Here is a 13,167-nt window from a genome sequence, read left to right on the forward strand (position 1 = left end):
GTCTTTCAGTAACTATAGATGTACCTAGTAAATAAGAAGGTACATCCTTTAAAACTAGTATTATTTTCTTGATAACCGACAACCTCACCTTCATAATGGTTACCTCATTTGGTAACATTATTGCATCTGAAATGAAAAATCAATTAAACAAACCTGCCAGTTAGTTGAAAAAACAGCAGCCGATCGCTGGCCGGCTGCCGTCGTGTCATCATAGAGCTATAGTTCCAGTTAGCTTAGAACGTGTGGATTACGCAACTGTGCTCCTCAATCAATGAGATTCTCCTTCCTTAATCTCGAAAACTCCGTTGCATAATACGCCATGGCCATGGCCGGTAAGGCGATTCCGATCAGCAGTGCCGCCTCCCAGCCCCCCGTTGCGTAAGCCAATCCCCCTGCCGCTGAGCCGATAGCGCCCCCTAAAAAGAAAATGGCCATATACAAACCGTTAAGCCTACTGCGAAATTCCGCTCCTAAAGAGAAAATCACTCGCTGCCCGAGAACCATGTTGGCGGAAACCCCCATGTCAAGTAAAATCGCCGCAACTACGAGGATGGGGACCGCGAGTGCAGAACTTGATGGAACCAGCAAGGGAAGCAGCCCGGAAAAGATGACGATGGCCAACGCCCATCCCGTAGCTGGGCGAACCCATCCACGGTCTGCCATACGGCCCGCCGCTGGCGCCACAATTGCCCCCATTACCCCGGCTAATGCGAACAGAGCGACCTCCTTCTGAGTGAAATGGAACGGCGGACTTATCAATACCAACGGAACTGTAGTCCAAAACAAACTGAACGTTCCGAATACACAAGCATGATAAATTGCCCTCCGGCGCAATGCCGGTGTCGCCTTCAGCAAATGCAGCATGGAGTGCAGAAGCGCCGGGTAAGCTGTAGCGGTCGAAGGCTTCCTTGAGGGTAGTGCCTTTGCCAATACAAGAGCCAGCGCGAAAATCAATGCTGCGGAGATGAAATATATGGACCGCCAGCCCATATACTCCGCCACCAAACTTGAAATGGGTCGCGCGAGCATAATCCCCAGAAGTAGCCCGCTCATGACGTTGCCCACATTGCGACCGCGCACGGCTTCAGGCGAAAGATGAGCCGCATACGGTACAAGGATTTGTGCTGCTACGGAACCTACTCCGATCACGAGTGAAGCGGTGAGGAATAGGATGGCGCTTTTGATTACAGCGGCAATTGTCAAAACGGCTGCTGTAAGGAGCAATGATGAAAGGATCAACTTACGATTTTCCAGTATGTCTCCCAACGGTACGATAAATAACAAGCCGATCCCGTAGCCGACTTGAGTCAACGTAACGATGAGTGCGGCAGCCCCGGAGGAGAGCCCGATGGTCGAACCGATCGAGCCTATCAATGGTTGAGCATAATAAAGATTTGCCGCTATGATACCGCAAGCGGCTGCCAGGATAAAAATCAGCGATGGCGAAACCGATTTTTCCGTTGGAATGGAAGCTGAATGCATAGAAAGTCCCCTTTTCTCACCAGAAATTTTCTGGAACAATCATTCCGGAATATGTAAAAAAAATGTTTTATAGCACTTCCATCACCATGTCTATCATCTGCTGCATCTTGCTGCGGTCACCCTGCACCTTCGCAACGATATTTATACTATGATTCAGGTTTGAAAGCAGATAAGATAAAGTCTTGATATCTTTCTCAGGCATGATTTCTCCCGTCTCCTGACCTTTGCGCAGCAGCTCGTAGAAGGATTTCTCCAACTCGTCAAACCGCTCCCTGATCAACGCATTCAGTTGCTCATCTGGCGAATCCATGCCGACTGCTGCATTAGTAATGAGACAGCCCTTCGGCGACTCGCCGTCCAAGGCGGAATTGATGTGTATCTCGAAGTACTGCCGGATTCCCGATTTTGCGGATGTCGCATTGACGAGGATGTCCCGTTTGGCTTGCTTCCACTTCTTGTACCAGTTGATCGCCTCGATATAAAGCGTTTGTTTGTCCCCGAACGTTTCGTACAGACTTGATCTGCTAAGATCCATAGCTTCCAGCAAATCGGGAATGCTTGCCGCTTCGTAGCCCTTCTTCCAAAAAACGAGCATCGCTTTATGAAGCACCGCTTCTTTATCAAACTCTTTGTAGCGTCCCATGGTTCTCCCTCCGTTTCCGTAGGTACAGTATATACTTTTTCGGAACGATAAGTCCAGTATTTTGAGCTGATATGAAAGTTAGCTCAGGCTGGGATAAGATGGATTACAGACTTTTAAGTGAAATTAGTGAACATCTGCTTTTCGATCACCACTTTATATTTCGTGAGGGTCGGAGACTCATGGTTCGCTCGTTTAATTCAATGTAATAATTAAATAACATATAACAGTAGCCAATCATTATAGAAATGAGCTAATCGTAGCCCTCTTTGCCTCTGGAGCAAAGGCGATACATTGATTAAACTTAAAAATAACGACGATATAATCCTCTCCTACGCTCACCGCGCAGTTGGGCGTAAATCTGAGTTGTAGATGTTTTCTCATGTCCGAGCATCCCCTGAATAAATTCTAACGGTGCACCGTTATCTAACAATTGGCAAGCGTAAGTATGGCGGAATCGGTGTGGATATACATTCGCAGTAATATCACTACGTTTAGCAAGCTTTTTCAAAGACCAACGAATCGCTGGAATTGACAACCGACGAACCTGACTGGTTTCGGTGACAAATAAATCTTTACAAGTGTCATTTCTGCTCTCTAGGTGGTTCGTATAAAACTCGAATGAACTGGAAGAACACAATGATTGAATGCCTCCTCTAACGTATTGTCTGTTAAAGGAAAATCATTGCAATGATCTGCCATAAACTTACAAGCAAAAGAATCGATTAGTCTGTAATATTTCGCGAGCTCCTGAGAAACTTTAGCAGAAAGTATATCCTTGGATTGGCCATCCGACTTCAGCCATTTCTCAAACACGCCCACTATCCTATCTCTGTGCGGAATCGTAGCAGCATCTACATCAAAAATCGGACCATCGTCTTCCCTAAAGGCAATTAAGCAGTAATTTTCAGGAACCTTTCTGATCGTGTTACATCCCTCTTCATAACCAGCCATTGCTTGCTGAATGTTTTTCATAAAATAATCCTTTCATCACAGCGCGGACTTATGCCAATGGCACGAGTCTTTGCAGCTTGTGCCACCGAATAAGTACGCCCAGGTGGAAAGGAGATATAAGAAAAACCGTCAGGGAAGTTCATCCTGACGGTCCTTTAGGTTGCTCGTACATCGGTAATTTTGTACTCATTTCCACGAATACCTTGGTAATGCTCTGGATACATCGCTCCTTCACAGCTTTCGCATGTAAATTGTGGAGGGACTGTGGGATTATCCTGATCCATTCTGTCAAAATCCTGCACAACTTTAAGCGGTATGTTTTCGCTCTCCAAACAGGTCAAACATATATTCTTGTCTACAGCCGTTCGAAGATGCGATGCATACTCGTCGATCGGAACAAACCTGTTGATGCTTCATTCATTCCAAAAGCTCGTAATAGCATTGCAAATTCAGCCGGAATGTCAGCCCCGGCAGGCCTTTCCAAGTAAGAATAGGCTGGTTTAATTGCAGGTTCCTGAGTGTCCTTGAAGCTATGTATGTTCCAGGTATCCACGCTATCGCCAACGCCAAACAATGTCATCAGCTCTTTAGCAAGCCGCAGGTATCTTCGTCATAAAATCCGAATCGGTCGGATAAATAACAGTTTCAAATACTGGCACTGCTCCGATCTTTCGAATTTCAACGGCTAGAGCTTTCATATCTATTTTGAAATCGTCAATCGACGTTCTTTTTACCGCGTTTGCCATACCCAGCATGACAAATACCGTCTCCGGCTTCAGACCGGTTACGAGCCTGTTGAAATCAACCAACAACTCTGCAGCTGTTATTCCTTTCATTCCTGTGTTAAAAACAAAGTTTTGCCATCTTATTGCTTCTGAAGTGCCGGCGCACCTCCTGTCATTTCCCAGTGTATTTTTTTCCTCGAAGTGCTGCATATAATTTCTGTACAGTCGGGCCTTCCCTGGGGCATGTGTAATGTCATCGCCCGTAAACACGAACGTTGCCGGAACGCTGGTGGTTTGGGTATATGCCTTTATTCTACTAACGTCCGTATTCGCAGGCGGAATGTTTGCATTTGTTGAGAGAGCCATCAGATCCATGTCATCGAGCTTCCTCGACTACTCTCACAATAAGGATTCAGCATAAAAGCTTCTTCTCGCAAACTATAGCCGCGAATTTGGCAATTAGGGGAATCATCTGCAATATATTGAACAATATAAATTTCGCCGTCGTCAAATTGGGCCCAGCCTGAATAACCATTATCCGCTAATAGAGAGCGATCGTAATCGATCGGCAGTACCCGGATCCATTGTTTTATATATTCGGTTTCCAATACGGTATCCATATCCATCCAGGCGGCGAATAAATTTTGGTTGCTTCCGTATCCGACAGGGCCGCCTTGATAAAATCTGTGCGTCATCATGACCTTGCCGCTCTTGAGCATTCGCGCCACAGGACGATGACAACCCGGAAGCGGCATGCGATAAGGCCCCTCCCATGTTTCCCCATGATCCCTGGATATCGCTTTATACCCATCCTTGCCATCGTTCGAATTCTCCCGTAAAAAGGCGACGAGCGTATGATCGGGCAGGGCGAGTATGGATGCCTCGCATAAATGCAAGCCTTCCATACTCGCGACCGTTATCGGTCCGCTCCAATCTTTTCCTTGATTATCCGAATACCAAAGCATTTGCTCCAAATACCCATGCTTTTTACTTTTCCAATGGGCCGACAATAGCCATCTGCCGGATGGCAGCTCGCACAGGGTGTCCGGTACAATCCCTCTTATCGGAGTTGGAATCGGACCTTCCCATTTTTCACCTTCAGAGATACCTATATACAATTCACTGACGGATTCGTGGAAATAACCTTGTTTATAATCATCGTTTCGGAGCACCCTGTTGGTGACAATCACCAACCGATTGTCGTTCAGCCGGGCTATGCTGCAGCAATCATAAAAGTAATCAAGTCCTGCAGTGCCCTCGGTCAAAGCTATTTTTTCTCCCCATGTTCGACCACGGTCGAGGCTTTCTTTATATACAATTCGGGTATAGGTTCGATCCGTATGTCTCGTACATTCCGTAAATACACAAATTAATTTCCCTTTCTCCGTTAAGGTAAGCGCGGGCCAGGCTTCATAAATCGAATCATCCCTGCTGACAACAAATTTTTCATTAAACAAAAGAATGCGCCTCCCTATTGAACGGCAAATGTTAAGAAAATGCGAGGACCGTCTGGTCCCCGCCAATTTCTCCTGATACGATCATTCTCAACAAATGGACGTTCAAGTCTGGTTCTTGTCAAGATGATGAGATCCAATCCAATGTGAACTTTGTAAATTTAACCGTTATCAATTTATTTTCTGAAAAATCAAAATCGCTTTCATATAATAGCGCAATGTCCCCATTATCCAACACCGTCAAACAACAATAGGAGAAAGTATATTCATCGATCTGCTTGGCATACTTCCAGGTGCTTCCCCCATCCTCACTCAGTCGGACTGTCCCGTTTGTCCGCTTGCGGGGATCCGCAGGGTTTGCAAACAAAACCCTTGTTTTCCCGTCTCCCAAATCCGGGTATGTTATCACGCTGGATTGGCATGTCGGGTCTAACAAATTCTGATCATACACCGGCTCATCCCAGGTCTCTCCACCATCCTTGCTCACTGACACTGCGGTCCGCTGCAAACCGGCGTGGTTTCTCAAATAAACTCGCAGATCACCATTCGGAAGCTCAATCAACTGCGATTCAGTCAAATCCGCACCTTCCGTACTTAACGTCTCGGCTGAAAGCATTTGTCCGTTGAAACGTCTTCCTTCATTAGGAGAGGCGCCCCTACGCCAGCTTTTCCCATGATCATCGCTGAAAATGACGGCACATGACATTTTTCCATTGGGATTCGCAAAGTAAATCGGGAATACAAGCCTTCCCTGGTAATCGCCACACTTGAGCTGAATTCCTCTTCCGGGGCACGACCCGATAAATTTCATCCAGGCTTCTTTAACCTCGGGATTTAATTCGATTGGCCTGGACCATGTCAACCCATCATCATCACTTTTGATGATTTGCAAGAAGGACGTCCTTGCTTCCAACAAGGTTTCTTCAGGATCTGCGCCTTTTTTCAAGAAGATATTGCCTTTTCTTACTCCGTCTACATAGACGTTTCCCTCTTCATCAACCGTGTATGGGGTTAAATTTCCTTGACTGTTGGCAACATGACCATTCGGAAGCAGGCTATAAACGTTCTCAAAGGTGTCAAACAGAAGCCTGTTTGCATGCTCATCGAACCCTGTGCCTTCTTCGGATGCCCATAAGCCGATGCCGCCGGGAGTATGTGAAAACAGCATCCAAATCGTTCCCGTTTCTTCGTCCTGAAGCAGGGTGGTATCGATCGCCGCTGCCCCGTCCAGTCCTTCACCCGGATAGGAAACAAGCTCCTGGACATCGCCCCATGTTTCTCCGTTATCAGTACTACGACGAATTACGGTATTAATCTTATTGGGATTATCCCTCATGTCGCTTATTCTAGCATCGATACCGGCGATAATCGTTCCTTTTACAGTCGTAATCATGGATGGGATTCGGTATGTCGCCGATCCAGCCAAACCMGGGTAAAACAACGGAATGACTTCGCTTTTTTTCATGAGATTCACACTCCGTTTTTATTTTTTACTTAACAAATCGGTTACTTTAGGCGCTTTGTCAAGCTCGGCCAAAATTTCTTTCCCACCGCTATTCAAATAATTCTGAACATATCTGTCCCATTCCTTATCGATATCGATTTGCCCAGCAATGGCCTTTAAACGGAATTCATTCACGATCGTATCCAATTGGCCTTTATATTGTTTGTTCAAATCGGCATATTTCGTTTGGTTCATCAAATCCCATTTGAAAGGTCTGATTTCCATCTTCTTCAACACGTCCTGTTTGCCGAAAAAATCATTTTTCAACTTCGTAGTCGCTTCGGAGGTCTGATAGGACGCCCGTCTATCATCGTACGATCTGAAGTTATATGCCCAGAAGCCCATATTCCCTTCGTTCTCCGGATACTCTGGCTTGACTTTAATCTCCGATTTCTCCGGAGTTCCCTGCCATGTGGAATGGGTACCGACATCTCCGTAAAGTGTCCAGCGGGAATCGTCGTCAAAGTTGATATAATCGAAAATTTGCAGAATACGCGCCAGCTGCTCATCCGTCACTTTCTTGGAAATGTAGAAAGCATCGCCAAGCCTGTTGACTGGGGTGAAGGCGCCTTCCCCTTGCTGCCCGTTCGGGCCGATCTCGGGCGCGGTCACGAGCAATTTAACGGCGGGGTCCTTCTCCACAATGTTTGCCGGAGCCCGTCCCTTCGTCCAAGCGTCCATACCGACATAAGCAGGCTGCGCCGGATAATAACCAGTCTTGCCGAGCTTGAATTTCTCCCAGCTCTTGTTCACGTCGATCGTCGTCCACTCTGGATCGATCAAGCCTTCTTTGTTCCATCTCGCCATCATCTTCAAGAACTCTTTGTACTTATTGGAAATTTCAGCGCCCGTCAGCTTGCCGTTCTCCTCCAGGTTGTAGCCGCTAGCTACCCCGTATGCCCCGAGCAGTGTGCTTCCCCATGAAGTAAACGCGTTGTTGAACGGCAGCATGCCATACGTATCGTTTTTGCCGTTCCCGTCTGGGTCCTTCTGGGTGAAGGCCTTTAAGATTTCTTCCGTTTGCTCCAGCGTATATGCCTTATCCGTGAAGTATATCCGTTCCAGGCCTCCGCTTGTTCCAATAGGCTTAATGTCGCCCGGCGGCTTGATCCCCAGTTTCTCAAGCCAATCGAGCCGGAAGGTTGGAGCCCAAATTAAATTTTTGGTATGTCCCTGATACCCGACGAGAGCCAAATATTCGTCTTTTTTGCCAGGCGCTATATTCATATCCCAGCCCGGAACATTCTCATCCAGCATTTTGGAATAAAGGGGCGCGTATTTCTTCAGCATCTCTTTCGGGACCGTTCTCGTCAGGCCGTTTTCGTAAAATTCCAACGCCGATAGGGACTGCGCCGTAAAGGAAAACGTATCCGGCAAATCTCCAGATGCGACCATCAGCTGCACCTGGTCTTTGTTAAACGTATCCACCTTCACGTTGCCGATCTTGATATTATACTTTTCTTCGAGCTTCTTCTGCACCCAGTTCCCGTCTTCGACTTTACCTCTTGTAAAGGATCCGGAAAGCTTCAGGTCCAGCTTCTTGGAGTAGTCCCCCGGCGCAGGAAGCCCAGCTTTGTCCCCTTGAGTCGGGCTTGCGGATTTATCGTCGGATGAATCCTTCTGACTGCAGCCTACCGCCCCAAGAACTAAGGATACGGCTAGCAGTGTGGAAAATAAAACCTTGAAACGAATTTGCATATGAACTGCCTCCCTCTATTTATCTCATCTGTAAATACGTGGAATCAATTAACCTTTTAGTGAGCCTATCATAATTCCTTTGATGAAATATTTTTGCGCGAACGGGTAAATGAGAATAATGGGACCTATGGAAATCATAACCGTCGCAGCGCGGACATTGCTGAGAAGCAAATTCGCGTTCGACATTCCACCGCCGCCGAATTGTGTCTGCGATAGATCCAGCGCCACCATCATTTCCCTAACCACCATCTGCAGAACTGTCTTCGAAGGGTCGCGGATATAAATCATGGCATCGAACCATGCGTTCCAATGCCCCACCGCCGCCCAAAGCGCTACAGTCGCAATAACCGGTTTGGATAACGGGATGATGATCTTGGTCAATATCTTAAAATACCCGGCTCCGTCTATTAGAGCCGACTCCTCAAGTCCTTTATCAATCGTCATCAAGAAATTACGCATAATGATAATCGAAAACACATTCACAACTCCAGGTAAAATTAATGCAAGACGATTATCGAGGAGACCTAAACTTTTAATTAATAAGTAATTTGGAATCAATCCCCCTGAGAAAAACATGGTGATGAGGAAAAAGGCTGTGAAATAATTACGGTAAGGCAGATCCTTCTTAGAAAGCGGATAGGCAACCAGCAAGGTGAAGGACACAATGAGCGCCGTGCCGATTACAGTTCGAAAGATCGTATTGAGATATGCGGAAATAATATTCTGATAGTTAAACACAAACCGATAAGCAACCGCCACCCATTGTTCGGGCCATAGATGGAAGCCAAGCGTTGACGCGCCATTAGCATCTGAGAAAGAAAGAACAAACGTTTGCCAGAACGGATATAAAACTGCAAGTGAAAATAAGCTGATAAATAAGACAATTAATGTATCAAACATAGACAATCGTGTTTTGAGCATTCCCCTGTTTCCTCCTTCCTACCAAATGCCATGTTCGCTTCGTTTGCGGATTATCGCATTCGCCCCCAAAATGAGGATCACGCCCACTACATTTTTGAATAAACCGACCGCGGTCGCATAGTCCAACTGAAACTGCTCAAGGCCCTTCCGGTACACGTACGTATCGATGATGTCGGCGACCTCGTAAACGACCGGATTGTAAAGGTTTAGAATCTGATCGAAACCCGCATTCAAAATATTACCCAGGTTTAGTATGAACAAGATGACGATCATTGGAACAAGCGACGGAACTGTAATATGCAACATCTTCTTGAATCGTCCAGCCCCGTCTACATCTGCCGCTTCGTAAAGATCAGGATTGATCGAAGAAATAGCCGCTAGATAAATGATGGCCCCCCAACCGATCTCTTTCCATACATCCGTTAAAAGTAACATGGGAACAAAGTAGTGAGTGTCAGATAAAAAATTGACCGGAGTCCCCCCGAGTGCATGGATGAAATAATTGATAATCCCCCTTTGAGGGGAAAGCACCTCGCCTACCATGGACCCTAGGATGACCCAAGACATAAAATGCGGCAAATAAGAAACGGATTGCGCCACTTTTTTAAACAGTACACTCTTGACTTCGTTCAGCAGCACAGCCAAAACAATGGGAGCTGGAAAAGCCACAATAAGCTTTAACAAACTGATAATCAACGTATTTTTCAAAGCTCGGATAAACAGGGAATCGTGAAACAAGTTTTTGAAGTGTGCAAAATCATTCCATGGGCTCTTCCAAATCCCCAAACCAGGTGAAAACTTCTTGAAAGCCACTAGAATACCGTAAAGAGGAACATAATGAAAAATGAATAACAAAATCATCGGAAGCAGCATCATGAGGTAAAGCGTTTTCATTTTCTTTGCTCTTGTCCAGTTTACATTTATTTTTCGGGTAGATCGAATTTCGATTTCGACTTGCTGAAGGTCGGTTTCCATGGTTAAGCTGCCCCTCCTTTCCACGTTAATTTGGTAACGTTTACATTTCCAATTATAAAAAAAAGCAGCTTCGATTAGTGATACGATCTTTAGATGTTATACCACAATCTAAATATGTTTCCGCTGCATTTATTGATTTGCTGGGAGGAGGATCGTAACCATTGTACCCTCTCCATACCGGCTGTCTATGTTCAATCCGTAAGCTTCTCCGTAATTCAATTTGATCCGTGCATTGACATTGTAAATGCCAGCCTTCTTCACCCCGGGATCCGCAAGCTGTTTACGAACCTCCTGTAATTGTTCTTCCTGCATACCTAATGCATTATCCTTTACGATAATACAAATCGCATCCTCTTGCAGCAGAACGGAAATTTCAATCGTTACATGTTTTCTGGTTTGCCGTGCCCCATGATGAATGGCGTTTTCAATAAGCGGCTGCAGGATCAGCTTCAAAGCACCGCAATCCATCACGTCATCATCGATGTGCCAAATACATTGAAAATTATCGTATCTACAGGACATGATGTCTATATAGGCTTTGTTATACTTAATTTCATCTTTCATTCGAATCATCTGTTCGCGATTCGTAATATAACGAAATAGCCGGCTCAGCGAGCTGATCATCTCAACAGCCTTCTCCACTTCCTTCGTCACGACAAGATAAATGAGATTATCCAAAGTATTGTACAGAAAATGCGGGTTGATTTGTGATTGTAAGGCGATCATTTGAATTTCTTTCTTCTCATATTCCAGTTTGACTCGTTCTTGACCCGCAACTAATGTTTCATGAACCAGATCATCTATTCTTCTGACCATTTGGCTGAAATTACTGCTCAACAGGTCCACTTCGTCAATTCCGGATACACTCTCCAGAGCGATACGATGGCTTTCTCCCAATTCGAATTCATTCAACATTTGGTTCAGTTTACCGAGCGGTTTCAGCATACGCTGCGACATATAAAATGAAAACAGCAGCATGAGAAGAAAAATGAGAAAGAAAATATAAGAATTGCTTAAAAACAAGTCGATGACCTGCTGCTGCACATCCGAATCATTGTACTTGGAAATGAACCTCCAGGGGACACCACTGATTTCCTTCACGAAAACAAAATATTTCCCACCGTAGGATCCCTCATGCTGCAAATGGCCTCCACTCGTAATCGGTAAATCCAAAATCCTTCCGATTTGCCCGGTAACAGGATGGGAGACAACCCTATTCTCTCGATCGAGAATAAACGATTCACTACCGTATTGTTTAAATTCACCATATAGATTGGACAGGAATCCGCTATCCAAATCTACCGTGATATAGCCTACAATTTCCGGAAATCTATCCAGCGAGATAATCGGCATCCCCAATACGATGGAAGCGTTACCAAAGTCGTCTTTCGTCAAATGATAACTGATCATCCTGCCTGATGTTTTCATTACATTGTAAAAAGCAGGGTCTAGCTCCCCGATTTGTTTATATTTATTAGAAAAAATTAAGCTGTTGGAGCGGTCATAGATACTGATGACATCCCGATTCAATCCCAAATCATGATTCTCATAAAGCAGTTCTTTTTCCAACGTTCTCGAATCCTTAGCCGCAATATCCTCCTGAACGGCTGTATCCAACGAAATTCGGGCCATCAGCACTTCTTTTTGATTGATATCATGCTCTAAATGACTAGCTGTTTCCTCAAATAACGAATAATGGCTCTTTTTCAAATCGTCAACCGCAATTTTCGAGGTTTGCCAATAAAAAACAACTATGTACACAATTAGAGGCAGCAATATGGTGATGATAAAATACAGCAAAAAGCGGTCTCTAAGATTTAAATGGCTTTTGCCAATTGTCGTTAATTCCTTATAATCATTCCCTTGATTTTTGGCAAAATCGTACGTCTTGAATAACCTCATTACCTTATAAACAGGACTCAGGACTTTGTTTGAGATCACTCTGGAGGACACAAAGGAAACCAAAACGGCCAACATAAAAGTTGCGGCAGTCAGCTTAGCCATAAAGATGAGCTGTTCGTAATAAAAGTCCATCCGGTCCAAATATACCAGCTGAAAATCATTAAAAGGAATGGTTGTATAATGAGCCTCCAGTCCTTTTTCCGTATGAAATACGAAGCCATCTTTGGGGTCCGTGACGCCTTTCAGCTCATTGACAACAGATGGCAGATCCTCACTCCCGCTGAAAATCAAATGGTGGTTGGTGTCAAACAGTGATATATTCTCGTTGTAAGGAATGGCTTCCTTCAAATAATGAGGGTTTAGAAGAATCAATATAACTCCGTTATTGCCCTCTTCGCTGCCCATGATATTTGCTGCAAAAAACATTTGCGTATCCAATGCTTTTATCGCATCCGTCATTCCTTTTCTTTGATCGGACCCGTAGGGCGGAATGATGCTTTCGGAGGCTTTCCCCAGAAGTACCAAGTTACGTTCCTTCTCCAATCGGCTTCCCACTTGGATCCCGTTGAGCTCGAAATTCAAATATTGGTGGTCAGAACTGAATTGACTTTGGGAAGTAATCACTAATATAGAGTCAATGAAATCATTTTCTTGTCTAATGTTGTACAAATATTTCTCAAAATCCTTAGATAGACGGTATTTATCGATCGTATTTGTATGGGAATTGCTTAAGTCCTGCATATAGCCAGTAAGTCGCTCATTCGTCGTTAAATGGTTTATCATAAAATAAATGTTACTTAAGCTCGTGTTTAACTCAAAGGAAATTTGGTTCATGCGAGTGCTTATGACAAACTCCTTTTTTTCCTCAATAAAATGTTTGATTTTAACAAAAAAAACACTGCTTAGTAACAA

The 13,167-nt window shown here is 44.8% G+C and carries 11 protein-coding genes and 1 pseudogene; all 12 read right to left on the minus strand.

Annotated elements, in window-relative coordinates:
* Positions 1-264: 264 nt before the first annotated feature.
* Positions 265-1,482 carry an MFS transporter gene (locus AB4114_RS18295; protein ID WP_441989764.1) on the minus strand — a complete coding sequence of 406 codons (1,218 nt, stop codon included), beginning with the start codon at positions 1,480-1,482 and terminating at the stop codon, positions 265-267.
* A 67-nt stretch (positions 1,483-1,549) separates the two neighbouring features.
* Positions 1,550-2,125, minus strand: coding sequence for a TetR/AcrR family transcriptional regulator (locus AB4114_RS18300; RefSeq protein ID WP_441989765.1), 576 nt, complete (start codon positions 2,123-2,125; stop codon positions 1,550-1,552).
* 237 nt (positions 2,126-2,362) lie between these two features.
* Entirely contained in the window at positions 2,363-2,506 is a 144-nt protein-coding gene (locus AB4114_RS18305) for a hypothetical protein (RefSeq protein ID WP_441989905.1), read from the minus strand.
* Between the two features lie 19 nt (positions 2,507-2,525).
* Positions 2,526-2,762: pseudogene (locus AB4114_RS18310) on the minus strand (tyrosine-type recombinase/integrase); the annotation flags it as partial.
* Positions 2,720-3,097: a hypothetical protein gene (locus AB4114_RS18315; RefSeq protein ID WP_441989766.1), complete on the minus strand. Its 378-nt coding sequence runs from the start codon at positions 3,095-3,097 to the stop codon at positions 2,720-2,722. The pseudogene AB4114_RS18310 and the gene AB4114_RS18315, both read right to left, overlap by 43 nt.
* Positions 3,098-3,663: 566 nt before the next feature.
* Entirely contained in the window at positions 3,664-4,176 is a 513-nt protein-coding gene (locus AB4114_RS18320; protein WP_441989767.1) for a hypothetical protein, read from the minus strand.
* Positions 4,167-5,258, minus strand: a complete 1,092-nt coding sequence (locus AB4114_RS18325) for a sialidase family protein (protein ID WP_441989768.1) — start codon at positions 5,256-5,258, stop codon at positions 4,167-4,169. Before AB4114_RS18325 ends, AB4114_RS18320 begins: the two co-directional genes overlap by 10 nt.
* 118 nt (positions 5,259-5,376) lie before the next feature.
* Positions 5,377-6,720, minus strand: a complete 1,344-nt coding sequence (locus tag AB4114_RS18330; protein ID WP_441989769.1) for a sialidase family protein — start codon at positions 6,718-6,720, stop codon at positions 5,377-5,379.
* An 18-nt stretch (positions 6,721-6,738) separates the two neighbouring features.
* Entirely contained in the window at positions 6,739-8,457 is a 1,719-nt protein-coding gene (locus tag AB4114_RS18335; protein ID WP_441989770.1) for an ABC transporter substrate-binding protein, read from the minus strand.
* Positions 8,458-8,505: 48 nt separating this feature from the next.
* The gene (locus AB4114_RS18340) at positions 8,506-9,378 is read right to left on the minus strand and encodes a carbohydrate ABC transporter permease (protein ID WP_441989771.1); all 873 of its coding nucleotides are present in this window, start codon (positions 9,376-9,378) and stop codon (positions 8,506-8,508) included.
* Positions 9,379-9,396: 18 nt separating this feature from the next.
* Positions 9,397-10,353 carry an ABC transporter permease gene (locus AB4114_RS18345; RefSeq protein ID WP_441989772.1) on the minus strand — a complete coding sequence of 319 codons (957 nt, stop codon included), beginning with the start codon at positions 10,351-10,353 and terminating at the stop codon, positions 9,397-9,399.
* A 129-nt stretch (positions 10,354-10,482) separates the two neighbouring features.
* On the minus strand, positions 10,483-13,038 hold the full coding sequence (locus AB4114_RS18350) for a cache domain-containing sensor histidine kinase (RefSeq protein ID WP_441989773.1): 2,556 nt from the start codon (positions 13,036-13,038) through the stop codon (positions 10,483-10,485).
* Positions 13,039-13,167 lie beyond the last annotated feature (129 nt).

Source organism: Paenibacillus sp. 2RAB27, from assembly GCF_052115445.1.
Classification (GTDB): Bacteria; Bacillota; Bacilli; order Paenibacillales; family NBRC-103111; genus Paenibacillus_E.